The 23,688-nt window shown below is 54.5% G+C and carries 22 protein-coding genes; 11 read left to right on the top strand and 11 right to left on the bottom strand.

The window, feature by feature from the left end; all coding sequences use genetic code 11:
• Nucleotides 1–76 precede the first annotated feature (76 nt).
• Nucleotides 77–1,186 carry a 5-(carboxyamino)imidazole ribonucleotide synthase gene (locus tag TH25_RS07435; RefSeq protein ID WP_114087802.1) on the bottom strand — a complete coding sequence of 370 codons (1,110 nt, stop codon included), beginning with the start codon at nucleotides 1,184–1,186 and terminating at the stop codon, nucleotides 77–79.
• 110 nt (nucleotides 1,187–1,296) lie between these two features.
• Nucleotides 1,297–1,797 (bottom strand): 5-(carboxyamino)imidazole ribonucleotide mutase, encoded by a 501-nt coding sequence (purE, locus tag TH25_RS07430; protein WP_114087801.1) that lies wholly within the window; start codon nucleotides 1,795–1,797, stop codon nucleotides 1,297–1,299.
• 327 nt (nucleotides 1,798–2,124) lie between these two features.
• On the opposite strand from purE, the gene TH25_RS07425 reads away from it, so the two are divergent.
• Nucleotides 2,125–2,949, top strand: coding sequence for a GGDEF domain-containing protein (locus TH25_RS07425; RefSeq protein WP_181847460.1), 825 nt, complete (start codon nucleotides 2,125–2,127; stop codon nucleotides 2,947–2,949).
• Nucleotides 2,950–3,092: 143 nt separating this feature from the next.
• Here the strand turns inward: TH25_RS07425 and TH25_RS07420 are convergent, their stop codons facing one another.
• Nucleotides 3,093–3,299 (bottom strand): YdcH family protein, encoded by a 207-nt coding sequence (locus tag TH25_RS07420; RefSeq protein WP_114087799.1) that lies wholly within the window; start codon nucleotides 3,297–3,299, stop codon nucleotides 3,093–3,095.
• A gap of 135 nt (nucleotides 3,300–3,434) precedes the next feature.
• Here TH25_RS07420 and TH25_RS07415 point away from each other — a divergent pair, with 135 nt between their 5' ends.
• Entirely contained in the window at nucleotides 3,435–4,541 is a 1,107-nt protein-coding gene (locus tag TH25_RS07415) for an ATP-dependent 6-phosphofructokinase (protein WP_114087798.1), read from the top strand.
• Here the strand turns inward: TH25_RS07415 and TH25_RS07410 are convergent.
• The gene (locus TH25_RS07410) at nucleotides 4,538–6,598 is read right to left on the bottom strand and encodes an FIST N-terminal domain-containing protein (protein ID WP_181847458.1); all 2,061 of its coding nucleotides are present in this window, start codon (nucleotides 6,596–6,598) and stop codon (nucleotides 4,538–4,540) included. The two genes, TH25_RS07415 and TH25_RS07410, sit on opposite strands and share 4 nt — an antisense overlap.
• Nucleotides 6,599–6,863: 265 nt before the next feature.
• Here TH25_RS07410 and TH25_RS07405 point away from each other — a divergent pair, with 265 nt between their 5' ends.
• The 3 genes from TH25_RS07405 to TH25_RS07395 all read left to right on the top strand — a co-directional run bounded on the left by TH25_RS07405 (nucleotide 6,864) and on the right by TH25_RS07395 (nucleotide 10,473).
• Nucleotides 6,864–7,337: a TIGR02444 family protein gene (locus TH25_RS07405; protein WP_114087796.1), complete on the top strand. Its 474-nt coding sequence runs from the start codon at nucleotides 6,864–6,866 to the stop codon at nucleotides 7,335–7,337.
• Nucleotides 7,338–7,859: 522 nt separating this feature from the next.
• Nucleotides 7,860–8,024 carry a YdcH family protein gene (locus tag TH25_RS07400; protein WP_114087795.1) on the top strand — a complete coding sequence of 55 codons (165 nt, stop codon included), beginning with the start codon at nucleotides 7,860–7,862 and terminating at the stop codon, nucleotides 8,022–8,024.
• A gap of 538 nt (nucleotides 8,025–8,562) precedes the next feature.
• Nucleotides 8,563–10,473, top strand: a complete 1,911-nt coding sequence (locus tag TH25_RS07395) for a propionyl-CoA synthetase (RefSeq protein ID WP_114088001.1) — start codon at nucleotides 8,563–8,565, stop codon at nucleotides 10,471–10,473.
• A 128-nt stretch (nucleotides 10,474–10,601) separates the two neighbouring features.
• Here the strand turns inward: TH25_RS07395 and TH25_RS07390 are convergent, their stop codons facing one another.
• On the bottom strand, nucleotides 10,602–11,234 hold the full coding sequence (locus TH25_RS07390) for a GNAT family N-acetyltransferase (RefSeq protein WP_114087794.1): 633 nt from the start codon (nucleotides 11,232–11,234) through the stop codon (nucleotides 10,602–10,604).
• 111 nt (nucleotides 11,235–11,345) lie between these two features.
• On the opposite strand from TH25_RS07390, the gene TH25_RS07385 reads away from it, so the two are divergent.
• Nucleotides 11,346–12,254, top strand: coding sequence for a LysR family transcriptional regulator (locus TH25_RS07385; protein ID WP_114087793.1), 909 nt, complete (start codon nucleotides 11,346–11,348; stop codon nucleotides 12,252–12,254).
• Nucleotides 12,255–12,262: 8 nt separating this feature from the next.
• Here TH25_RS07385 and TH25_RS07380 read toward each other — a convergent pair whose 3' ends face one another.
• On the bottom strand, nucleotides 12,263–13,072 hold the full coding sequence (locus TH25_RS07380) for a DeoR/GlpR family DNA-binding transcription regulator (protein WP_114087792.1): 810 nt from the start codon (nucleotides 13,070–13,072) through the stop codon (nucleotides 12,263–12,265).
• Nucleotides 13,073–13,236: 164 nt separating this feature from the next.
• A complete protein-coding gene (locus TH25_RS07375; RefSeq protein WP_114087791.1) occupies nucleotides 13,237–13,926 on the bottom strand; it encodes a DUF1013 domain-containing protein in 690 nt (229 codons plus the stop codon).
• Between the two features lie 38 nt (nucleotides 13,927–13,964).
• Here TH25_RS07375 and TH25_RS07370 point away from each other — a divergent pair, with 38 nt between their 5' ends.
• Nucleotides 13,965–14,174, top strand: coding sequence for a hypothetical protein (locus TH25_RS07370; protein WP_114087790.1), 210 nt, complete (start codon nucleotides 13,965–13,967; stop codon nucleotides 14,172–14,174).
• 29 nt (nucleotides 14,175–14,203) lie between these two features.
• On the opposite strand, the gene TH25_RS07365 is transcribed toward TH25_RS07370, so the two are convergent.
• Complete coding sequence (locus tag TH25_RS07365; protein ID WP_258549070.1) at nucleotides 14,204–15,211, bottom strand: NAD(P)H-quinone oxidoreductase; 1,008 nt, start codon at nucleotides 15,209–15,211, stop codon at nucleotides 14,204–14,206.
• 161 nt (nucleotides 15,212–15,372) lie between these two features.
• Between TH25_RS07365 and TH25_RS07360 the strand changes: the two genes are divergently transcribed.
• The gene (locus TH25_RS07360) at nucleotides 15,373–15,567 is read left to right on the top strand and encodes a DUF1192 domain-containing protein (RefSeq protein WP_114087789.1); all 195 of its coding nucleotides are present in this window, start codon (nucleotides 15,373–15,375) and stop codon (nucleotides 15,565–15,567) included.
• Between the two features lie 393 nt (nucleotides 15,568–15,960).
• Nucleotides 15,961–16,413, top strand: a complete 453-nt coding sequence (locus TH25_RS07355) for a DUF1465 family protein (protein WP_114087788.1) — start codon at nucleotides 15,961–15,963, stop codon at nucleotides 16,411–16,413.
• Between the two features lie 70 nt (nucleotides 16,414–16,483).
• On the opposite strand, the gene TH25_RS25240 is transcribed toward TH25_RS07355, so the two are convergent.
• Complete coding sequence (locus TH25_RS25240) at nucleotides 16,484–18,217, bottom strand: adenylate/guanylate cyclase domain-containing protein (RefSeq protein WP_114087787.1); 1,734 nt, start codon at nucleotides 18,215–18,217, stop codon at nucleotides 16,484–16,486.
• A 227-nt stretch (nucleotides 18,218–18,444) separates the two neighbouring features.
• On the bottom strand, nucleotides 18,445–18,672 hold the full coding sequence (gene rpmE, locus TH25_RS07345; protein WP_114087786.1) for a 50S ribosomal protein L31: 228 nt from the start codon (nucleotides 18,670–18,672) through the stop codon (nucleotides 18,445–18,447).
• Nucleotides 18,673–18,896: 224 nt separating this feature from the next.
• Here rpmE and cyaY point away from each other — a divergent pair, with 224 nt between their 5' ends.
• Nucleotides 18,897–19,229, top strand: coding sequence for an iron donor protein CyaY (gene cyaY, locus TH25_RS07340; protein ID WP_258549069.1), 333 nt, complete (start codon nucleotides 18,897–18,899; stop codon nucleotides 19,227–19,229).
• Between the two features lie 50 nt (nucleotides 19,230–19,279).
• Nucleotides 19,280–21,076 carry an ABC transporter transmembrane domain-containing protein gene (locus TH25_RS07335; protein ID WP_114087784.1) on the top strand — a complete coding sequence of 599 codons (1,797 nt, stop codon included), beginning with the start codon at nucleotides 19,280–19,282 and terminating at the stop codon, nucleotides 21,074–21,076.
• Between the two features lie 301 nt (nucleotides 21,077–21,377).
• On the opposite strand, the gene TH25_RS07330 is transcribed toward TH25_RS07335, so the two are convergent.
• A complete protein-coding gene (locus TH25_RS07330; RefSeq protein WP_258549068.1) occupies nucleotides 21,378–22,760 on the bottom strand; it encodes a M23 family metallopeptidase in 1,383 nt (460 codons plus the stop codon).
• Nucleotides 22,761–23,688 lie beyond the last annotated feature (928 nt).

Raw genomic sequence — 23,688 nt, 5'->3', positions numbered from 1 at the left:
CAAAGAAAATACCCCGCCAGGGGAAGGCGGGGTATCAGGATGAGGTAGATTGTCTGGTGACGTTGTTTCGGGCTGTTTACTTGGTCGGTTTGTTCGCCTTTGCCGGGCGCAGCCAGGTCACATGGCCCATTTTGCGGCCCGGTTTGGCTTCGGCCTTGCCATAAAGGTGCAGTTTGGCATCCGGGTCGGACAAAATTGCCTGCCAGGCCTCGATATCCTCGCCCAGCAGGTTTTTCATTTCCGCATCCGAATGGTTGGCCGGGTCGCCCAGCGGCAGGCCGCAAACCGCACGAATGAATTGTTCAAACTGGCTGGTGACGCAGGCATCAATCGTCCAGTGGCCGGAATTGTGCGGACGCGGGGCCACTTCATTAACCAGCAGTTTGCCATCGCGGGTGACAAACATTTCAACCGCCAGAAGGCCGACAAATTCCATTTTCTCGGCCAGGATTTTGGCAATTTTTTCGGCCTCAGCCCGCAAGGCCGGGCGGATTTGCGCAGGCGCAATGGTCATATCAAGGATATGGTTGGCATGGCGGTTTTCCACCGGGCAAAAACAGGCCATTTTGCCATCAATCCCGCGTGCGACGATCACGGAAAGTTCGCGTTCAAAATCAACAAAGCCTTCCAGAATGGCTTCGCTGTCCTTCATATCCACCCAGGCCGAGGCCAGGTTGGTGTCATCGGTGATTTTAACCTGCCCCTTGCCGTCATACCCCATTTCGGTGGTTTTCAAAACCGACGGGCGGCCCAGTTTGGCAACGGCCTCTTCAAGGTCAGCCAGCGACCGCACGGCGGCAAAGGGGGCCGTGCCAATGCCATGTTCGTTACAAAAGGTTTTTTCGCGCAGGCGGTTTTGCGAAATATGTAGACACTGCCAACCCGGACGGACCGGCACAATACCCGAGAGCAGCTTGACCGCATCATAGGGGACATTTTCAAACTCGAATGTCACAACATCAACGCTGTTGGCGAATTCCTTCAGGGCAGTGAAATCGGTATAATCCGCTACGGTGGCCCTGTCGCAGACCTGTTCGGTCGGGCTGTCTTTTCCGGGGCCAAAGACATGGACGCGGTATCCCAGTTCGGCCGCACACAGGGCGGCCATGCGGCCCAGTTGCCCATTGCCCATAATGCCAATGGTGCTGCCAGGCGCAATGATGCGTTTGTCAAAGTCGTTTGTCATAAAATCCTCGGATCGGAACGGCCAGTCAGGTGCGCACTATATCGCGCCCGCATGAAAATACACATATGCAAAAACGGCGCACCCGGGGATGCGCCATAGCGTTTCCGGGGTTAGTTTGTCGGGTCAACCGGTTCTTCGGCAACTGCGTCGCTCTGGCTTTGGCGCCAGGCATCCAGGCGCCCGGCAAGAGCGTCATCCATCAGGGCCATAATGCCAGCGGCCATCAGCCCGGCATTTTTTGCCCCGGCGGCGCCAATGGCAAGGGTTCCCACCGGGACACCACCGGGCATTTGCACGATGGAAAGCAGGCTGTCCATGCCCTTGAGCGCGCGGCTTTGTACCGGAACACCCAGAACCGGAAGCGGTGTCATGGCTGCTGTCATGCCTGGCAAATGGGCGGCACCGCCAGCACCCGCGATAATGACTTTCAGGCCACGGGATTTCGCGGTTTTGGCATAATCGACCAGACGGTCCGGGGTGCGATGGGCCGAAACGATTTTCGTTTCATAGGCGACCCCCAGCGTATCAAGAATATCGGCCGCATTTTTCATGGTCTCCCAGTCCGACTGACTGCCCATGATAATGCCGATTGCCGGGCGGGGTTCGCTCATGATGGGGCTCCGTTTCTCTGCTGACTTGAGGCTGTATTTTGTGAAGGCCGCATTATAGGGAGGTCGCCCCGGCATGCAAGCGTGACGCGACTCTGTGTCGGGAAATGACGATAAAAACGGCAACGGGGCAGGGGTGATCCAAAATGCTCATATTTTCGCCGGAATCTGCGGGCACCCTCGCAAGGGTTGAATATCTGTCAGTATAGTATTCTGGCAATGGATTTTAACTTCTGATTGTATTATTATTCAATATGGAACAATGCCAGTCGGGTCGTTCCAGAACGCAGGTAGCGCGAGAACCCGGACATGAAAGTCTCAGAACCCAGGATGACACTGTCATCCTACGGTGCCGGTTCCGAAGGACGGAACCCCGCCGCAAGACAGGCCGTTCAGGCCGCCCAGGCATATGGTCGCGCCACGCCAGATGGTGGCGGGTCTTCCTCGTCCGGTCAGGATTATTCTGGCGATAAGGGATCGGCTTCTGGTGAGGAGGCATCCGGGGGCTCCGGGCGGGCGCCGATGGATGCGGCCAATCTTTTGGGGATTCCGTCCGATCAGATAACACCGGCGGTGGAGCGCGCCCTGTCGCGCCTGATGTCCCGGGTTGATACCCTGGTGACGCAGCTTGAAACCGTGCAAAAACATCAGCAGGAATTGGCGCGTAAATCGGTGCAGGATCCGTTTACCGGCCTGTTGTCGCGTCCGTCTTTCATGCAGATTCTGGAAAATGAAATTGCGGTTTCCCCGCCGCCCGCCTTACCGCGTTGTCTGTTGCTATGCGAAATTGCCGATCTGGATGTGCTTTCAAAGACCTATGGTCAATCCTGCAAGGATGCCATGATTGCGCAACTGGCCGAATTTTTGCGGCTTTATATCCAGCCACCCCATCAGCTGGGTTATTTGGGCTGTAATGACTTTGCCGCGTTGCTTTATAACGTGGATGCCGCCGAGGGCTGGCGCCGTACCCAGGCAATCAGTGACCGGCTATATCGGGCGTCCTATTTTTGGGATGGTCAGCCAGTGGATTACCGCCTGGTGTTCGGGGTCTATCAGATCGGCCCCGGTGAATCGCTGACCACGGTGATGGGTGGGGTTGACCGCGAATTGCGTTATTCATTGGCGCGCATGCAACCTGCACCCAGCCCGGAATAATCCGCCTAAACTTCCCTGGCGAATGCCGACAAACACAATTGTTTTGGGCCGCGCCATACCATAGGGGCGGGCTCTATCAGTCCGTTGCACAACCCAAAAAATGCGGTCAGCAGCAAGGTTTTGCGAGAAACTGAACCGTATAATCAGGCGATAATATCGGGTAGGATTTGCGACTCGGCGTAACGAATCTCGTCTTTTAGGGCCAGTTTGCGTTTTTTCAGGCGGATAAGGCGCAATTGGTCGTGGCGCGGATTGCTTGCCATTTCGGCGATGGCGATGTCGAGATCACGGTGTTCCTCGCGCAGAGCAGCCAATTTTTTTTCAATCTCGATCTGATTGATTTCATCCATTTTTGATCCAGCTTCTTTGTCGACGCGAACAGCCTGTCATACTATCAGAAAGCGGGCACGAACCCACATGAATATTGTGCTGCCCCCATCGTCTGTTTCATAAAGGCGATGACAAACCGTTACGGGAGAAGTCTGATGCGGATCGGAATTTTAACCAGTGGTGGCGATTGTGCCGGGCTGAATGCCGTTATTCTGGCGGTGGTGCGCCGTGCCGTACTGGGATATGGCTGGGATGTGGTTGGTATCCGACAGGGCACACACGGCCTTTTGCAGCGTCCGCCTGCGGTAGTTCCCTTGAATGATTATGTCAATAATGACGGCATGTTACGTTTGGGCGGCACCATTCTGGGGACGATCAACAAGGGCAATCCGTTTCATTATCCCATGCCCGATGGCAGTTTTACCGATCGCTCTGACGAAGTGATTGCCGGATATGAAGCCCTGGGGCTTGATGCCCTGATTGGCATTGGCGGGGATGGCAGCATGGCGATTTTGCGCGAACTGGCGCAAAAAGGCGGCATTAATCTGGTGGGGATTCCCAAGACCATCGATAACGATTTGGCCCATACCGAATATTCGGTGGGGTTTACCACGGCAGTCAATGTGGCCGTGGATGCGCTGGACCGGTTGCAACCCACGGCGGCCTCGCATGAACGCATCATGATCCTGGAGGTCATGGGCCGCGATGCCGGGCATATTGCCCTGTTTGCCGGCATTGCCGGGGGCGCGGATGTGATTTTGATCCCGGAAATGGATTATGACCTGGAAGATATGGCGCAACATTGCCTGAATATTCGCAAGCGCGGGCGCAACCATGCCCTGGTGATTGTCGCCGAGGCAATTAAAACCGATACGGGGGACGCCGTAATTTCGGGTCATGACGGACAAAAGGCACGCTATGGCGGGGTCGGGCACTGGCTGGCGGAAAAACTGGGCGAACGCACCGGCTGGGAAACCCGTGTGACGGTGCTGGGCCATTTGCAGCGTGGCGGCACGCCATCCCCGCGTGACCGTCTGGTCGCATCGACCTTTGGGGTCCACGCCGTTGACCTGATTGCGCAGGGCAAGTTTGACCGGGTTGTTGCCTGGCAGCAGCGCCGCGTTGTTGATGTGCCAATGGCCGACGTTATCACCGGTCCGCGCCTTGTGGATACCGGCGAAACGATGGTTTCGACCGCGATCGGGCTGGGGGCCTATATGGGCACCCCGCCCAAAGTCAGGAAAACCGCAAAAACCGTTTAGGTGTCAATATGGCGCAGGCGTGTCAGATCGGCTTCGACCTGCTCCATGACGGATTTTTGACCATGTGACATGTTTCCGATTTCGCCAACCACGCGGTTGATCTCGGAGAAGGAGCCAAACAGTGCCTCCAGTTGGCCGAAAATCTCGTCGTAATCGTTTGAGGCCCGTGAAAGACGTTCCTCGGAGGCAGCAATATGCTGGCCGAGGATCCCCATTGACTGTTCAACTTCTGTCAGGGACTCACGGGTCTTTTCGAGGGTTGATTTTGTATCCGAGGCCAGCGACCGGACCTCGTTGGCGACGACGGCAAATGCCTTTCCCGCTTCTCCGGCGCGGGCGGCCTCGATGGTGGCGTTGAGCGACAGCAGGTTGGTCTGGCTGGTAATGCCATCAATAATGCCGACAATGTCGTTCAGGCGCTGAACAACGCTCGTTACCTTCGTGAATTCCTGTTCAAGAAGGCCATGTTGATCGGATTGTGCGACGGACTGAATTCGGCTGTGCATGTCCTGTTGCATATTTTCAACGCTTTCGCGCAGTTCACCCGTCTGACTGACGATGTGGTCCAACTGGCTGCTTTGGTCGGACGATTTTTCGATAAATTCGGTCAGGCGTCCAATCAGGAGTTGACGCATATCATTGATCAGCCCCTGGCGTTTCAGGCGCGTTTCGGTGAAATAGCGTGAAAATCCGGCATATCTTAGCGGAAAGTCATGAACGTAACTGTCGCGAAATTCGCGGTTTTCGTCAGCCTGGAAAAAAACGATGGCAGTTAGTGTCTGGTTGACATTGATCCCGAGCAGTTCGCCGAATGTCGAAAACCCGGCAACGGGAATGTCCCATGCGCCATCCAGTGTGGAAAGGGCATTCTGATTGCCAAGACGCCGCAAAATGCAGTCATTCAGGATGGCTGCAATGGGCTTGGGCTTGTCTTTCAGGAAATCCGCCATGTCCTCGCGGGTTTGGCGGGTGAAATCGGTTGCTTTTAGCAAATGAAGTTCATCGCCCGGGCTGACGTCACAATAAAAGTTGACGACATTGGCTTCAAAATCAATTCCGGCAACGGAGCGGACAAAATATTCACCATTGAGCCGCACTGCAAAAGTATATCCGTGAAGATTTTGTTCCAAATTCTGCCGCTGGCATTTCATCATGTCGCACAGGGCATCAATGATTGGAATGACTTCGAGTGTATCAACATTGACGGCCGATTTAGCCTGGCGCAATTCGGTACTTGCTTCGATCACAACAAGTGACTTGCCCGTGGCCTTGAAATTTTGCGATTTCAGGATGCCATAATGGACCTGGTTGGTGGTTTTGGCAAAAATGATAACAGCATGGTTTTCCAGGACCTGTTTACCGTCGAAGAGCAGTGTCTTTTGGAAATCAAGCTTCCCGCCTGCGGAGCCGCCGATAAAGATGCACGGGAAACGGTTACATTTATAAACGGCCTCCATGAAATAGTTTTCAGAAGCAGACAACCCGTCAATAAGGGTGATGGCAAAAGTATCGCGGGCATCAATATCAAAAGGAACGCGCACCTGCCGAAGGTTCTGTTCAATTTCTTTGACACGCTGGTCATGTGACTTTGAGGGCTTGCCCGATCTGATGTCGGCATTTGCCAGATTGATGCTGTGGATCGAAATCTGGTCAAAAACATTCGGGCCGAACACCTGGATAACGACATTGTCCCATCCGTCTTTGGCGGCACAATATAATCTCTCTTGCGAAGTTCTGGTCGTGTTGCAAAGTTCTCCGGCCGTCGTGGTCGCAACCACCTGGGCGCCGGCACTTAACCGACGGATTTTGGCCGTAATGTCTGCAAAATCGAGATACGGGGAGACAAGAACCAGAACAAGATGCGCGTTTTTGCCGTTGAAACGGAAACTGTCTTCTGAAAGACCTGCCAAACGTGAATCGGTGTTCAGAACACGAATATATTCGGCGTTTTCGGCTGTTTCCGGCCCGGGATTGTCGTCGTTGCGGATCGGCTCAATCTCGCCAGGAAGTGATATATCCCCCGTTTTCCGGGACCGTTTTTGCATGAAGTTGAACATTTTCCCCACCCTCATTGTCTAGAACAACAGCAAGGCCCACACGGACGGCGGTCCCCCTTGTCTACCCGATGATGTTTGGTTTGAATTATAGGTTCTCAAGGTGACGGCGTGATGTTTTATATCAATCCTTGGTTATAATTGGCGATTTCCCCGAAAATATCAGGTTCATTGAACGGGATTTGCGTTACTATCGACTTGTAAAAAAGACAAAAATGCCGAAGGAACGTTACAGTCCCTGATGGCAGGAAAACCAGGGCCGAGCAAAATGGACGCCAAAGCATTGTGGAAATTTACGGTTGCCTTTTACGGGCGGCCGGGTGTTGCCCCTATGTGCCTGTCATTGCAGGACAAATGCGGACTGGATGTTAATTTGCTGCTGTTCCTGGCCTGGCTTGGTTTGCAGGACAAGGCCCCGCACAGCATTTCCGCCTTGGAAGATGCGGTACGAGCCTGGCGGGAAAATGTCATTACGCCCTTGCGCACAACCCGGCGGTATTTGCGGGATGACCCTTCTGTTGGCGTGCAGGCCCTGCGTGAACAGCTAAAAAAGGATGAGCTGGTTGCCGAAAGGCTGGAGCAGGAAATTCTGATCGCGGCGGTTGAGGTCATTCCGGCCAATCAGGATCGCACCGCCCCGATGCGAGCCTACCTTTCCCCCACCCGGTTTGACCTGAGCCAAGACGAATGTAACGACGCCCTGCGCTTTCTGATTGGTCAACTGGCACGGGTCGAGGCGTAAATTTCCGTCACATTTTTGATCCTTTTTTGATTTGGGGGTGTGCGCGCGTTTGACGGGGCAGCATGCGGGAGGCTGTGCTGGCGCGCCTTTGGGTTGATTATAATCCGCGACTCGTCACATCAAGGGGTGGAGTTGGCAGGGAAGGGTGGAAAATCCGTTTAAATATCGTGCGATGAAGGCGGGGGAATCCTTGAGGGCCCTGTTATTGAAAATCTTGTGCCATTTTGGTTAACATATTGAAAATAATGTCTTTTTACAGCTTCTGTATTTGCGCCTGTCAGGATTATACCGTGAAAGACCAGGCATGGCTGTATGATCACCCGCAACTTTGTGTGAAGAAAATCACATTTGGATATGGGGCGGCGAAGTTACTGAAAATCGGTCGATAATCCCGGTTTTTACGACAGGTTATTATCCGCCAGCCTATAAAATTGCACAAAACATGCGCGGAAAGACTGGCAATCACGTTACAGAATTACTACCATTTTGGTGTGGGTAATGTCAGGAATGAGGAGTAGGCGAATGAGCGTTCAATCCCATATCGAAGCTCTCACTGCCAAACATGCCACGCTCGAGCAGGAGCTCCATGCAGAGCAAACTCGACCGTCCCCTGATCCAACGCGCATTACAAGTTTGAAACGGCGCAAACTGGAAATAAAAGACGAAATCAGTCGGATCACTCATTAAAAAGGATGATGCTGTTTTTGGCAAAAGGGCCGTGGAGTTGAACCGCCACGCGTGACTTTTGCCGGTGTAAAGAACACCCCTTTTTCGCCGCCTCCGGTTTGTGCCCACACCGCGAGGCGGCAAATATGTTCTGGCTGCTCTCACGGTCCTGCTGTCGCAGGGCTGCATTCCTTGCCTTTCAGTCCTGCCGTTGCAGGGATAGAGCCGCTTTTTCAAAGCTGTAACGTTGTCTTGAGAGGGGCGATTAAAATTCGTCCTTTGGTAAAAACGGATGGCGCGATACACTTCTTTTTCTCAGCCAGTTGCCCAACTGGCCGTGGTCCCAATTCCCATCTTTCCTTGATGTTCATATTTTGCGCGCAGCGCGGTTGTTCCACCGGGATCGACCAATGTCTAAGGGAAGTGTCACCCATAAATCGGTATTATGATGCGGAATTATCGGGCCATCACGAAACCGGTATTGCCCCAATGTAAAGGGCGGCAAAATCCGGGTGCCAAAAATGGTCAAAATGACCGCAAAGCGGGAGGAAAAACGCCAATGCCGGGTCGCTACCAGGATATTTATGCCCAGTCCATTGATGATCGCGAGACATTCTGGGCGGATGCCGCCAATGCCCTGTCATGGGATAAAAAATGGGACAAGGTGATTGATCTGGATGCCAAGCCGGTGCCGCGCTGGTTCGCCGGGGGGATGGTCAATACCTGTTATAATGCGCTGGATCGCCATATCGAGGCAGGTCGCGGCGGGCAAAATGCCCTGATTTATGACAGCCCGGTGACGGATACCGTTGCCCATTACACCTATAATGAGTTGCGCGACGAGGTGGCAAAACTGGCTGGCGCCATGCGCGCGCGTGGAGTTGGCAAGGGCGACCTTGTGATTATTTACATGCCGATGATCCCGCAGGCGGCAATGGCAATGCTGGCCTGTGCGCGGATCGGGGCCATCCATTCGGTGGTGTTTGGCGGGTTCGCCGCCCACGAGCTGGCAACCCGTATTAATGACGCCAAACCAAAACTTATTCTGTCGGCCAGTTGCGGTATCGAAGGCAGCCGGGTGATTGCCTATAAACCCCTGCTGGATCGCGCCATTGACCAGGCCACCCACAAACCGGAAACCGTTTTTGTCTGGCAGCGGCCCCAGGCGACCGCCGAAATGGTCCCGGGGCGCGATTTTGACTGGGCCGATGAATGTGCGGCCGCCAGCCCGGCGGATTGCGTTTCGGTTGCCGCGACCGACCCGCTTTACGTGCTTTATACGTCGGGCACAACCGGCCAGCCCAAGGGCGTGGTGCGTGACAATGGCGGCCATATGGTGGCCCTGCACTGGTCGATGAAAAACATTTATGGCGTTTCCGCTGGTGATGTTTTTTGGGCGGCGTCGGATGTCGGCTGGGTTGTTGGCCATTCCTACATTGTTTATGCCCCACTTCTGGCGGGGTGTACCACAGTCATGTATGAAGGCAAGCCGGTGGGCACGCCCGATGCCGGGGCCTTTTGGCGGGTGATTTCCCAACACGGGGTAAAGGCCCTGTTTACCGCCCCCACGGCCTTTCGCGCCATCAAGCGTGATGACCCCAATGCCGAATTGATGAAAAATTACGACCTGTCGTGTTTTGAGGCGCTTTATTTGGCCGGTGAACGGTCCGACCCGGATACATTGCAATGGGCGGAACGGCATTTGCAGGTGCCGGTGATTGACCATTGGTGGCAAACCGAAACCGGCTGGTCGATTTGTGCCAATCCGCGCGGTATTGAATTGATGCCGATAAAATATGGCTCCCCCACCGTTGCGGTGTGTGGTTGGGATGTGCGCGTGGTGGATGAAGGGTGCCATGAAGTACCGCGTGGCAAAATTGGCGCGCTGGTCGCCAAGCTGCCCTTGCCGCCGGGAACCCTGCCAACCCTTTGGCAGAATGACGAACGGTTTGTCTCCTCCTACCTTGCGGAATATCCGGGATATTACGCCACGGGCGATGCCGGTTTCATTGATGAGGATGGTTATATTTACGTGATGTCGCGGACCGATGACATCATCAATGTCGCCGGGCATCGCCTGTCCACCGGGGCAATGGAAGAAGTGCTTTCTGGTCATCAGGATGTTGCCGAATGTGCGGTGATTGGTGTGCATGATGACCTTAAGGGGCAGGTGCCGCTGGGCTTTTTGGTGTTAAAGGCCGGGGTGAACCGCCCGGACGAGGAAGTGGTCGCCGAAGTAATTGCGATGGTCCGTGACCAGATCGGCCCGGTTGCCGCCTTTAAGCAGGCCACGGTGGTGGATCGTTTGCCTAAAACCCGGTCAGGCAAAATTTTGCGCCGGACCATGCGCTCGATTGCCGATGGCGAAAGTTATAAAACCCCGGCCACGATTGATGATCCGGCGATTTTGCCCGAAATCACCACGGCGCTGCGCGATATTGGCTATGCCCGCGAGGCCGCAGAAAGTTAACGCCTATGCCAACATGCCAGTTGTGAGGCTGGTGATACGATTTTGCTGACAAAACACCCCGTTCGGGCCTGTTCTGCCGCTGCATCTACCTCGTCGGGTCCGAATATCCTTGGCCGTCCGCGCCCCTTTCAGGGGGCGGACGGTGTTTTTGTCGCGGGTATCAGTGGTTCTTTGGAATGCAGGGGCCGCTGCATCAGCACGGAATCCAGCCACCGGCCGAATTTATAGCCCACATTATGAAATGTCCCGGTGACGACAAAGCCGTGTTTGCGATGCAGGGCGATGGAGCCCTTATTGGCACTGTCACCGACAGCGGCGATCATTTGCCGCCACGGTCCGGCTTCGCACTTCATAATCAGGTGATGCAGCAAAAGGCCGCCAATGCCCTGTCCATGATAGTCCGGTGCAACATAAATGGAATCCTCGACGGTGTGGCGATAGGCCGACCGGGGGCGATAGGGCCCGGCATAGGCATATCCGCAAAGCTGCCCGTTTTGTGCATCAATCGCGGCAATATAGGGATACCCCTTTTCACGCAGTGCTTGCTGGCGGCGGGCCAGTTCGGCTTTGGTGGGCGCAACTTCCTCAAAGGATGCCGTGCCTTCCTCGACGGCCTGTCGGTAAATGCGGTGAATGGCAGGGACATCCGAGGGGGCCGCATCGCGGATCAGAAATTTTACGGTTTTGTTATCGGTATTTGGGGCGGGTTCAGTTGTGGGCATGGCAGCGGTGGGGGCTGTATTGGGGCGGGTGTCGGGCATGGATATGTCTTTGATTGTTGTGGCGCACGATATGAGATTGGCAAAATATAGATTGTTTTTTAGTATCAGTGTTTATTTGAATTCTTATGCAGATGATAAGGTATTTTTATAGTGCGCGGCTTCAACCTTGACCAATTGCAGGCTTTTGCCGATGTGGTGGATCTGGGCAGTTTTTCAGCCGCGGCAGCGCGCCAAAACCTGAGCCAGCCCGCAATCAGCCAGCAGGTCAAACTTTTGGAAACGCGCCTTGGCGTGCGGCTGATTGAACGGATTGGCAAGCGCGCCATGCCAACGCCAGCAGGTCAGGCGCTGCGGGCGCACATTGGCCCGATTGATCGGGCGATCCGCAATGCCCTGGATGCCGTTGCCCCGTTTGGCAACGGCGTGAAAGGCCAGGTGCGGGTCGGGTGTGGCGCGACAGCCTGCATTTATTTTTTACCGGCGGTTCTGGCGGGTATTCAGCGCGATTATCCGGATCTCGACATATCGGTGAAAACCGGCAATACGGGCGATATGATCCGTTTGATCGAAAATAACGAACTCGATATCGGCTTTGTGACATTGCCCCTGGCCAGCCGCGCGCTTGAAATCACACCGGTGATGAAAGACCCGTTCCTGGCAATTTTTGCTGCCGATCATTCTGTGCAGGGCCCGGTGTCCCCCGATGAAATGGCCGAAATGCCGCTGGTTCTGTTTGAGCAGGGATCCAATACCCGCACCCTTGTGGATGCCTGGCTTCGGAAGGCCGGGCGGCGGGTGCATCCGGTGATGGAACTGGGCAGTGTCGAGGCGATCAAGGAATTGGTCGGGGCAGGGCTGGGGGCATCGATTTTGCCATCAATGGCCGTGATCGACGGGCGGTCAAACCTGCCTGTGCGGGGCCGCCCGCTGGAACCGGCAATGGGCCGCGACCTTGCCATTGTGATGCGACGGGACAAAACCCTGACCCAGGGGTTGCGGGTGGTGCGGGATGGCATAATCGCCGCTGCCAACAGCGACCTTGGGCAAAATAACCCGTAACTTGACGTCTAATGGTCTTCCGGGACGTAAAATGTCGGAAATTCGGCATCTGGTTCCGGCACATGCAGTTCGACGCCCGATTTGTGAATCATCGCGCTCATGGCATCAGGTGGGGCGGTGTTGGTGAAAAAGGCCGTAACCTGTGAAATATTCCCGCCGCGCACCACGGCATTGCGGCCAAACTTGGTGTGATCTGCCACCAGATAGTTCTGGCGCGAATTGGCCAGAATGGCCGAACGTGCCCGCACTTCCTGTTCGTCAAAATCAAGCAGGCTGCCATCCGGGTCAATACCGCCAACGCCGAAAATTCCGTAATCCACCTTGTAGCTGTTAAAAAACGCCTCAACCTCCGGCCCCAGTACATCACGGTCCCGGTTGCGCAGGCGACCGCCAATCAGGGTAACGTCAAAGCTGTCATTGGTGGCGGCAACATAGGCCACATTCAGGTTGTTGGTAAAAATTCGCAGCGACCGATGCTGCAAAAGCGCGCTTGCCACCAGTTCCGGTGTTGTGCCGATGGAAAAAAACAGCGAGGCCCCGTCGGGAATATGGCGGGCAACCTGGGCAGCAATTTTGCGTTTTTCATTCACATGCAAAACCTTGCGCGCGCGATAGGCGATGTTTTCGTGCTCCAGGGCGGGTTCAACACCGCCATGACGGCGGCGGAGCAACCCTTCTTCGCACAACGCGTTGACGTCCCGGCGGATGGTCTGGGCTGTCACCTGAAAGCGCTCGGCAAGGTCTTCGATGGTGCGAAAACCGTCGGCGCGGACTGTCTCGACAATGCTGGCCTGACGTTCGGTTGGTCGTTTTTGCATGAAATTGTTTTTCTATCGGCCTGTTTTAAGGTGCGAATGAATGCTAGTGCAGGCGCGTTTCAAGAATATGACGGTTCGGCTGCATTCATATGAAAACAATTTGAAAGACCAAAAAGAAAAAGGCCGCCTTTGGGCGACCTTTTGTGCATCTATCGTCGAACAGATCAGCTGCGGAACAGGTTCTCGGCAGCTTCCTTGTAGTTGACCGAAGACTTGTTGCGGTCTTCGTCTTTTTCTTTTTCCTTCTCCGACCCGGGATATTCCGGCTCCGGACGAATTTGCAATTCTTCGGGCAGCGGATCGGGCTCGACATCGCGAACGATCTTTTCCGGGTTTTTATTGCGTGCGATCACAACCTGTTTTTCAAGGTCAAGTTCGGTACAAAGACCCATCGTCACCGGATTACGCGGGACGAGATTGGCCGAATTCCAGTGACTGCGATCGCGGATCTTGCCAATCGTGTCTTTGGTGGTGCCAATCAGCTTGCAAATCTGGGCGTCAGCCAGTTCCGGATGGTGCTTGAGCAGCCAGGCAATCGCATTCGGACGGTCCTGACGTTTGGATACCGGCGTGTAACGTGCACCTTTGGCCTGCGAACGCGGGCGCGGCAGGTCCGATTTGGCAAGCTTCAGCATCTGGCGCGGGTCGGCTTCACAACGGCTGATTTCGGCCTGGGTCAATTGCCCATTGGCGATCGGGTCGCGACCAACGATTCCCTGGCTGACATCGCCATCGGCAATTGCCTGGATTTCAAGCTCATGCAAACCGGTGAAGGCGGCAATCTGCCGGAATGACAAGCCGGTATTGTCGATAAGCCATACAGCGGTTGCTTTCGGCATGAGGGGCTGAGCCATAATTCCTCCTGTTATCATTTAACTTCTGGAGACCGGCGATGGGTAAAAGCCCAAAAACGCGGCAAGATCTGCCCCAGAATATAATCTCTTTTGATGGTTCGGCAACGCAGCAGGTGAACCACAGGTTCGCCATGCGCGACTCCCCAACGCATCACAGCGTTCTTTTCGGTCAATGCGTCGCTAAAAGCAACATTCTGTTGCATCTGACGGGCAATAATATTTTTACCCGCGCGATTTTTTGTCCTTAAAGGCCCAGTTAGGCGACCTTAATACCGGTTCAGGCCATTTTCATGACCACTTTGCCAATATGATCGCCCTGTTTGAGGATGTCATGCGCGCTTTGTGCATCATCAAAGGCAACTTCCCGATAAATCACCGGTTTGATCTTACCCTCTTCAATCAGCGGCCATATGGTTTTATGCAGGCTTTGGGCGATGGCCCCTTTTGCCGCAACCGGCTGGGCGCGCAGGGTGGATCCGGTCAGGGTCAGTCGTTTGGTCAAAAGCGGCAGGAAGTTGGTATTGGCCTTTGGTCCGCCCAAAAAGGCGATGACGGCAATGCGCCCGTCGGGGGCGGCACATTTGAAATTTCGGCCGACATAATCGCCCGCCACCATATCCAGGATAACGTTTGCGCCTTTGCCGTTGGTCACATCCTTGACCACCTCGACAAAATCCTGCTCCCGGTAGTTGATCGCGTGATCGGCCCCCAAATCCAGACAGGCCTGGCATTTATCCGCACTTCCCGCGGTTGCAATCACGGTTGCGCCCAGGGCCTTTGCCATTTGTATGGCGGTGGTGCCAATACCCGAGGTGCCGCCATGTACTAAAAGAACTTCGCCTTCCTTAAGGGCTGCCTTGTCAAACACATTGTGCCAGACGGTAAAAAAGGTTTCCGGCAGGCAGGCGGCTTCGATCAGGGACAGGCCTTTGGGCACCGGCAGGCATTGCGGCGCGGGGACCAGCACATATTCGGCATAGGCCCCCCCGGCCACGAGCCCGCATACTGCCATGCCCGGTTCCAGTCCGTTGCAATCCTCGCCACAGGCGACAATGTGACCGGCGAGCTCCAGACCGGGAATGTCTGATGCGCCAGGCGGGGGCGGATACATGCCCGCAACCTGCATCAAATCGGGGCGGTTAACGCCGGCCGCGGCAACTTTGACCAGCACTTCGCCTTTCCCGGGTGTGGGGCAGGGCGCTGTTTCAAGCGTTAATTTGCCGTTTTCCCCGCTATTTTCAATGGCAACAATTTTCATGTTTGCGGGAATTTTTTCCACAGTCATGGCGTATCCTTTATGGCGAAAGTGATGTTGTATCATTATCTAGTTTCCAGATCGTAACGCGAAAGGCCTTTGTTGCCATATGGTTGTCATCTGGCACCCTTATGGTGGCGACTGTTTTGAATGCTGTGTCCTTGTTGGTCATGCAATACTGGAGGGCGAAAATGGATCAGAAAGAGCTTTTGGCAAGTGCCGCTGCGGGAATGTCTGTGGGGATTCCCCGAAATCTGGATGATTTGTCGATCGAGAATTTGTTGGCTTACAAGGCGGCATTGCAAAGCGAAATTGACCGTGTTGAACAAACACTTGTTGCGCGTGACGGTGTGCGCAAAGGGGCAGAGGCGCTGTTTCGCACTTGATGATTGGGCTGGCAACTCACGGGGGTGTCATTAATTTGTCAAAATAAACTCTGGGTTCATTGAATGTTAATTCAGTCATCCTATATGTAAGATCAAGGGTTCAGACTTTGACCCCTTGTCGAACGTGATGTTTCGATGCCTCCCTGTTAAACTGGGCCGCCCTATTCGGGGCGGCTCTTTTTCTTTCGGGCCATACGTACTAATACGGATCGTCACATTTCCGTCACTTATCCGCTTGACCCGGCAATAGACCAGCGTATAGATTCGCAAAAAATAAAACAGTCCGGCAAGTTTAGCAGGTAGAGGCAGAGGTCGTCCCGTTGGGGCGGCCTCTTCGCATTTTTGATATCAGACATGCTTGAACTATTATCTCAATAGTCCAATATGTTCTGAATGACATATGAACCCCCCTTTTATGGCGGAAGCAACTATGACAGTAACTTTGTCATTGTTCCTTTTTCCCGCACCTATGACGAGGCCCTGACCCTTCTGGTCGAGGCTCGGGACTATTTGTATGCCAATCGCGGCCGCGAGAAGTTCGATATTCTAAGCGATTCTGCCATTGCGCAGTTTCGCGAGGAAATGCGCATGACCACGCGCCTGATTCGCGCCATGGCATGGCTGTTGTCGGTCCGCGCGGTGGAGGCGGGGGAAATCGGCTGGGACGAGGCGGTGGATGACGATGATCTGATGGTGGACATCAAGATCTGTATTCAGGATGAGCGTGATCGCTGTTCGTCTGTGACGCCAGCTCTTTTGAATTTGATGGAGCGGGCGCATTCTTTGTATATGCGGGCAGCCCGTATGGAGCTTCAGGTGGCGGCACGCCATCGCTCCGAAGACTGACCAGACAATTTACCTTTTTATGTATTTCATTGAAAACCGGCGCTTCTGAAAGTGTTTTCCGAAGGGCGGTCTATTTTCGGCTAAGGGCTGCGAAAATCTCGATAGGTGCGCTAAACCCTTTCATGTCTCGCTTCCCCAGCGATTTGAACCGGGCTCTTTTTCCGGCATAGGTTTCCTTTACCGCCGGTGATACCAGGATTTCATCCCCACTTGCCGCCGCACAGACCCGTGCGGCAAGCTGCACAACCGACCCAAACAGGTCGTTTTCCTCGGTAATGGCTTCACCGGCATTAATGCCGATGCGAACGTGAAACTCCCCATCGTCGCGGGCATTGTGTTGCGCCATTTGACGCTGAATTTCCAGCGCCCCTTCCACAGCGGTATTGGAGGATGGAAAAACGGCCATAATGCCATCGCCCATATGCTTCACTTCTTTGCCGTAATTGTTCAATAATGCGGTGCGCACAATCCGGTTGTGAATATGAATGATCTGTTGTGCGCCAATATCACCGAGCTCCTGGGTCAGTTTCGTGGAATTGACAATATCGGTGAACATCAGGGCATGAATTTTTTTGCCGGTTTTTCCCGCATCCGAAGCGGGCTTTTCCGACCAGAAATCAAGGGCGCGGGCCACCGAAACCGAAAGGCTTTTGGCGTCTTTAATGTAATCAAGCATCGAGTCACGCCCGGCGCCATACATGTCGTTATATTTGGGTTCCAGAAGATACTGTTCCAGGCTGGCACAGAAATTTTCAGACATTTTGCCTTTTGCCCCCAGTGCCGCAACGCAGTCTTTCAGAATGTCACGGCCCTGTTCACGCGGCAGCTCATTGCGTTCCGAACAGGCGTCACAGGCGCCCGCCACATACAGATTGACGCCAAATTTGTGATAGGCATCAAGGTTGGGCAGCGTTTCGCCAATGGCAACAACCGACCCGGCCATGAAATCGCGCATGACCTGGCGCGTTGCCTGCAGGGCCGGGGTTTTGGCCACTGGTTCCTGGGGCGTTGGGGGGGCATTATCGTCTTCGTCTTCGGGTCGGGCTTCCGCGGTATCTTCCGGCGGTGCATCCAGAAGTGAACGATTTTCCTCGAGGCTGCGTTGCAGCGCGGCAGCGCGGGCCTGGCGCATCTGTTCTTCACTGGGGCCGGTCGGTATGGGCTGTTGCGCGGGTTTGGCGTTGTCCTTTTTATTCCTGGGGCGTTTGTCCTTGCTGCGGAAATTGCGCGTCAGGGCCATCATCATGGGCGTAACGGAAACAACGAATCCCAGGATAAAGGCAAAAAAGTTGGCCTTTTCAAACGCCCCCTGGCTGACGCCGATGCCAAAATCCGGAAGATATTCCAGAAGGCGTGCCGTGCCGATCATAACGGCCAGGCCAATCGCAATGGCCCCACAAAAGGCCAGCATCATTTTCAGGATCAGGCCGACAATACCAACGTCTTTCTTCTTGCGTTTCGCTGATTTTTCGCTTGCAGGCGCGCGGGAGACCTCGCTGGCGGCTTCTGCTTCGGCGATATTTTCAATCGCGTTGGCAGTGCGGGCCGCGGCCATTTTTTCCCGGCTTTCCGCATCCCGCGTTTGATAAACGATATATTCGTCGGCGCTATTGGTTTCGCTATTGTAAACTTCCCGGATCAGTTTGACGGCCATAACATGGGCTTCACGTTCAAGCTGATGGGTTTCTTCCTCGGCGGTTTGTTTTTGCGCGCCGCTGTAATGGGCATGGATCACCCATTTCCCGGTGCGGTCTTTGATATAGATTTCATAGCTGATCTGCTTGCGCGTGATCACCTGGTTCATCCCTCGCGCCCCCGCGAAAACCGCATGTCGATCATGTCGGTCGCTTTGGTCATTCTGTCCCCGGTGTGATTATGGCAAGAAACTGTCATTCGTACCATAGCCTGATTAAGGCATATGAGGGATGAGCAGGCATATATAAAGGGGAAGGGACAAAGAAAAACGCCCGCTGCATCGTTTTGATGCGGCGGGCGATAATCCCAAAAATCGCGGCATTGCGATTTGTGTTCTTAGTTGTTACCGATATTGAAACCAGCGAAACGCTTTTTGAACTTGGCAAGCTGCCCACCGCTGTCAAGAAGACGATGAACACCAGTCCAAGCCGGATGGCTCTTCGGATCGATGTCAAGCTTCAAAACGTCGCCCGGTTTACCCCAGGTCGACTTGGTGGTGTAGGTGCTGCCGTCCGTCATCTGAACGGTGATTTCATGGTAATCGGGATGGATGTCTTGTTTCATCGCCTATCACTCCGGAATTTGAAGCGCGGTGTATAAGGGAAAAAATCGGCTTGCGCAACCCCTGTGACCGGAAATATCTCAGATAGGGCAAAACGAATATTTTCCCGCCCCTGTTTGATGAAGGTTACTTGCGCGACTGCCCTTATATAGTATGGTGCGCCAACAGACCGAAACGATCACGGGCACGGCCCAAAGCCCGCCCGCCTGACACACGGAGTTTGATTGTGGCCCTTGAAGAAACCTTTTTTCATCGCCTTGCCGACGAGACCATCGAAAATATCTCTGACGTGATTGACGATGCCATTGGCGACAGGATTGACGTTGACCTTGAAGCCGGTATTCTGACCATCGAACTCGATTCGGGCGAACAGTTTATTATCAATAAACATGCTCTTAATCGTCAGATATGGATGTCATCCCCCGTAAGCGGTGCCAGCCATTACGATTATGACGAGGATACCGAAAGCTGGCGCTCCACCCGGGGGGCGACAACCTTGCACGAACAGCTTGCGACCGACCTTGCAGTCAAGACCGGTCACAAGATCGCGCTGGACTAAATTCCTGGTCTGGCGTTTTCCTGCCGATATTACAGAACTGGAATATTGCCGTGGCGACCTCTCCGCGAAAGTCTCCCCGCCTTGAAGATCGGGATCGGAGCCGCGATCTTTCTTCTTTGCGGGCTATCCTGCCTTTTATCAAACCCTACAAATTACAGATCGCCGGTGCCGCCCTTGCCCTTATTGTGGCATCGGGCACCGTGCTTGCCCTGGGGAACGGTTTGCGTTTCCTCGTTGACAAGGGCTTTGCGGACGGGAATGGCGGTCTGCTCGACCAGGCGCTGTTTGTGCTGTTCGGGTTCACCATCCTGATGGCCCTTGCCAGTTATTCGCGTTTTTATCTGGTGTCCTGGATTGGCGAACGTGTTGTGGCCGATATTCGGCGCGCGGTTTATGCCCATATCATTCGTCTGGATCCCGGCTTTTTTGAAGTCACCCGCACCGGCGAGGTGTTGTCCCGTCTGACAACCGACACTTCTCTGTTGCAGGTGGTGATCGGGTCCAGCGTGTCGATTGCCTTGCGCAATATTCTGATGTTTGTCGGTGGTCTGGCCATGTTGGCCATTACCAGCCCCAAACTGACAGCCCTTGTCCTGCTGGTGGTGCCGCTTGTGGTGGTGCCGATTATCTTTTACGGGCGCAAGGTGCGGCGTCTGTCGCGCGACTCCCAGGACCGGATCGCCGATGTCAGTGCCTTTTCCGAAGAATCGATCAATGCCTTGCGGACGGTTCAGGCCTACACGCATGAAGAAATTGAAACCGAACGCTTCGCCACCCATGTGGAAGGGGCTTTCAAAACCTCGGTTTCGCGTATCTCGGCCCGGGCGTTGTTAACCGCCATTGTCATTATCATGGTTTTTGGGGCTGTCGGGGTTATCCTCTGGATCGGCGGCCACGATGTCCTGAGCGGTGCAATCTCGGCAGGCGAACTTTCGGCCTTTGTGTTTTATGCCGTTGTTGTGGCGGGCTCTGTCGGGGCAATCAGCGAGGTGATTGGCGATTTGCAGCGCGCAGCCGGTGCGGCTGAACGTCTGGTGGCCCTGCTTGAAACCCGGCCGGCCATTGCCGCCCCGGCCAATGCGGTGATCATGCCAGCGACGCAACAGGGCAATGTGACGTTTGAAAATGTGACTTTCCATTATCCGGCCCGGCCGGATCGTTCTGCCCTGACCGGTTTTTCCCTCGATGTCAGGGCGGGCGAGACGGTGGCGCTGGTTGGCCCGTCCGGTGCGGGGAAAACCACGGTCTTTCAATTGCTGTTGCGGTTTTATGATCCGGCCTCGGGCACCATATCGGTCGATGGGGTTGATATTCGCAAGGCCGACCCGATTGCCGTGCGTGAACGTTTGGGGCTTGTCGCGCAAGACCCGGTCATTTTCGCAGCCAATGCCTGGGATAATATTCGCTATGGTCGGCCTGATGCCAGCGATGCCGATGTCCGTGCCGCTGCCGATGCCGCCCATGCCAGCGAGTTTCTTGATCGGCTGCCTGATGGCTTTGATACCTTCCTGGGGGAAAAGGGCGTGCGCCTTTCTGGCGGGCAGCGTCAGCGCATTGCCATTGCCCGGGCGATTTTGCGTAACCCCTCGGTCCTGCTGCTTGACGAGGCGACCAGTGCCCTTGATGCCGAAAGCGAACAGGTGGTGCAAAAGGCGCTGGAAACCATCATGAAGTCCCGCACCACCCTGGTTATCGCTCACCGGCTCTCGACTGTGCTTCATGCCGACCGGATTGCCGTGGTCGAGGATGGTCAGCTTGTTGCCGTTGGCTCGCATCACGAATTGCTTGAAACCAGCCCGCTTTATGCCCGTCTGGCCAAGTTGCAGTTTGAACGCGACGCGGCATAGCCTCTTGCGCCTTTGACCCTCCGGTCAGCACAGGCCGACATATATCACTTGATAAAAACGGCCTGGTTGAGCTATCGCCCGGCCGTTTTTTTATCGGCCGATGCCATCCCTCTGTGTGGCGATTGTGCCGCCATTTGAAACCTGAGGGGCGCCGGATGAGGAAAGGCAGCATCATTTACCATGCCGTCTGTTGCATCATGTTTTGCTTTTCAAACTGTCAGATAACATCTCAACAAACAGCCAAAAAGAAACCCTGCCAGCGAGGCTGGCAGGGTGGGGAATGCGATCATGGAAACAGGGCTTAGTCGGCGCTGGCAACCTTTGCGCCTTCAATGGCCAGTTGCGCATATTGCTTTTGCAACTGTTCGGATGTGGCGTGGAAACGATCAAGCTCCTTGCCTGCCAGGGTGCGGCCGCTTGGCATTTTCACATTAATCGGATTGACCTGGTGTTCCGCCTTGAGAATTTCAAAATGCAGATGCGGGCCGGTCGCTGTTCCCGTCATGCCGACATAGCCAATGATATCCCCCTGCTTGACGCGCGATCCGGTATGCAGGCCCTTGGCAAAACGTGACATATGTCCATAGGCCGTTTCATAGGTGCTGTTGTGGCGCAGGCGGATGTAATTGCCATAGCCGCCGACTTTGCCAATACGTTCAATCGTGCCATTCCCGGCAGCAAAAATCGGGGTTCCGGTCGGGGCGGCAAAATCAACGCCCTTGTGCATGCGGCTATATCCCAGAACCGGATGTTTGCGCATTCCAAAGCCCGATGACAGGCGCGCCCCGTTGATCGGGGTGCGCATCAGGGCGCGACGGAAGGATTCGCCCTTTTCATTATAGAAATCCTGGTTGCCATCACTGTCGGTATAGGAATACAGGCGGTATTTTTGCCCCCGGATGGTCATGCTGGCATAGGTAATATCGCCATGACGCACCAAATTACCTTTGGGGTCTTTCATGTCATCATACATGACTTCAAAGCTGTCGCCGGGTTGAATGTCACGCTGGAAATCGACGTCATAGCTGTAAAGCTTGATCATTTCCATCAGGACCGGAATCGGCATGCCGTTCTTTTCGGCGGCCATAAACAGGCTTTGGTCAATGGTGCCGCTGGCAACACTGGGGCTGCTGGACAGTTCAACCTTGTCGGTCGAGGCGCTAAAGCCATCATCCGTCCGTGAAACCGAAACAATGGTTTCGGCATCGGGTTGAAAGCGCAGGGTATCAAGAAGATCACCGGTATCGCCATTGGTTTCGCTGGCATAAACCAGGTCAAATTCCTGACCGGCGCGTAATTTGCGCGGATTATACACATCGCGCAGCGCCTCAATGGCATTATAGGCGACCGACCGTTCAAGACCGGCACCGGTCAGAACCGCCATCAGGTTCGAGCCTTTCTCCAGCACAACGGTATCCTGCCGTGCAGAAATTTCCGCATTTTTTTCGGAACCTTCCAGGTCCGGCGTCGTTTCCGGGACAGCTGCGATCTCGTCAGAGACGTCGGAAATATCCGAAACTTTTTGTTTCGGCGACATGGCCGGCTTGGGCATGGTCGTGGTTTCTGCGGCATAGGCAGAAAGCGGACTGTCATGGCCAGGGGTTGAATTTGAAAGAATGTAGCCGGTTGTTCCGCCAAGAATGGCCGCAAGTGCAGCAAACGATATAAATTGTCTTCCGGCCATTGCCGCAGATCTCCCCTGTCCTCAAAAAATGCAGTGTACCCAGCGAGTTGCTCTTATTGGCAACATCGGCGGAAATCTTATACAAAATGACTGACGGTTTTGAAACCCAAATTCCCGGACCGCCATGCCCGGTTGCCAAAGTCAGTGTGCCAGCAGGATGGTTTAAGAAGTGTTGAAAACCCTGCGAAAAGCTCTCTGCACGGCGGGCGCGATTTGCCTTGTGACCGTGGCAGGAAAAAGGCGCTGATTTAACCAACTGAATTTGACGTCTTTTATCGTCCCCTTGTTTAAATTCTCCTGTGTGCTGTGGCTGTTTGTCGCGTGCTGTCTTCTGCCAGAAAATCGGTGACGGCGCATCCCGGTGCCCGGAATCGGTTTTGTGATCTCTCTTTGTCTTGTTTGCTCAGCTATCGGGACGTGAGGTGACGTGTCGTTTGATATGTGTGTGACTGTATATGGTGTAGCAGCCTATAGAGTGGGCATGCTTCCGTCTTTTATCCAGATCAAAAGTCCCATGCGGTCAGGTTCGGTTTTTTGGTATGTGCTCGGCCATTTGCCGTGGCCTGTGCCGTTACTTTCATGTTGGCGATCTAATTATGCTAATTGCCAGGCCTGTCATTAGCCTTCTGGTCGAGGGCGTCGGCGGCAAATGTGAAAAATGACCACAAACGTCATTTTTCTTTAAAAAAGGTATTTACAGGCAGGGCAAGTAGGCCTATAACCCGCCTCCACCGACGGGGCGCGGTGCTGCGGCGAGCAGTTGACTGCGGCCTTGTTGGTTTGTCCTTCGGGGCGCGTTCTTTGACATTGTAGATAAGCAGGAAGGGATGCGCGGGCGGCGTTATGGCGTTAAGTCTGTGCATCCTGGAGACGACGGACCGGTTTGAGTTTTACTTAAATTGGTTTGTGGTAACCACCAAAATGTGCA

Source organism: Thalassospira profundimaris (assembly GCF_003326755.1).
GTDB lineage: Bacteria > Pseudomonadota > Alphaproteobacteria > Rhodospirillales > Thalassospiraceae > Thalassospira > Thalassospira profundimaris_B.
This window is presented reverse-complemented; position numbering and strand designations above follow the sequence as displayed.

Bases quoted from the DNA above. Each gene is read 5' to 3' on its own strand.
- TH25_RS07370 (WP_114087790.1), top strand. From the start codon at position 13,965: ATGGGTAAAAGCCCAAAAACGCGGCAAGATCTGCCCCAGAATATAATC.
- TH25_RS25240 (WP_114087787.1), bottom strand. From the start codon at position 18,217: ATGAACCAGGTGATCACGCGCAAGCAGATCAGCTATGAAATCTATATC.
- TH25_RS07375 (WP_114087791.1), bottom strand. From the start codon at position 13,926: ATGGCTCAGCCCCTCATGCCGAAAGCAACCGCTGTATGGCTTATCGAC.
- TH25_RS07360 (WP_114087789.1), top strand. From the start codon at position 15,373: ATGGATCAGAAAGAGCTTTTGGCAAGTGCCGCTGCGGGAATGTCTGTG.
- rpmE (WP_114087786.1), bottom strand. From the start codon at position 18,672: ATGAAACAAGACATCCATCCCGATTACCATGAAATCACCGTTCAGATG.
- TH25_RS07355 (WP_114087788.1), top strand. From the start codon at position 15,961: ATGACATATGAACCCCCCTTTTATGGCGGAAGCAACTATGACAGTAAC.
- TH25_RS07415 (WP_114087798.1), top strand. From the start codon at position 3,435: ATGCGGATCGGAATTTTAACCAGTGGTGGCGATTGTGCCGGGCTGAAT.
- TH25_RS07410 (WP_181847458.1), bottom strand. From the start codon at position 6,598: ATGTTCAACTTCATGCAAAAACGGTCCCGGAAAACGGGGGATATATCA.
- TH25_RS07395 (WP_114088001.1), top strand. From the start codon at position 8,563: ATGCCGGGTCGCTACCAGGATATTTATGCCCAGTCCATTGATGATCGC.
- TH25_RS07400 (WP_114087795.1), top strand. From the start codon at position 7,860: ATGAGCGTTCAATCCCATATCGAAGCTCTCACTGCCAAACATGCCACG.
- TH25_RS07435 (WP_114087802.1), bottom strand. From the start codon at position 1,186: ATGACAAACGACTTTGACAAACGCATCATTGCGCCTGGCAGCACCATT.
- TH25_RS07365 (WP_258549070.1), bottom strand. From the start codon at position 15,211: ATGACTGTGGAAAAAATTCCCGCAAACATGAAAATTGTTGCCATTGAA.
- purE (WP_114087801.1), bottom strand. From the start codon at position 1,797: ATGAGCGAACCCCGCCCGGCAATCGGCATTATCATGGGCAGTCAGTCG.
- TH25_RS07405 (WP_114087796.1), top strand. From the start codon at position 6,864: ATGGACGCCAAAGCATTGTGGAAATTTACGGTTGCCTTTTACGGGCGG.
- TH25_RS07380 (WP_114087792.1), bottom strand. From the start codon at position 13,072: ATGCAAAAACGACCAACCGAACGTCAGGCCAGCATTGTCGAGACAGTC.
- TH25_RS07420 (WP_114087799.1), bottom strand. From the start codon at position 3,299: ATGGATGAAATCAATCAGATCGAGATTGAAAAAAAATTGGCTGCTCTG.
- TH25_RS07330 (WP_258549068.1), bottom strand. From the start codon at position 22,760: ATGGCCGGAAGACAATTTATATCGTTTGCTGCACTTGCGGCCATTCTT.
- TH25_RS07425 (WP_181847460.1), top strand. From the start codon at position 2,125: ATGACACTGTCATCCTACGGTGCCGGTTCCGAAGGACGGAACCCCGCC.
- TH25_RS07390 (WP_114087794.1), bottom strand. From the start codon at position 11,234: ATGCCCGACACCCGCCCCAATACAGCCCCCACCGCTGCCATGCCCACA.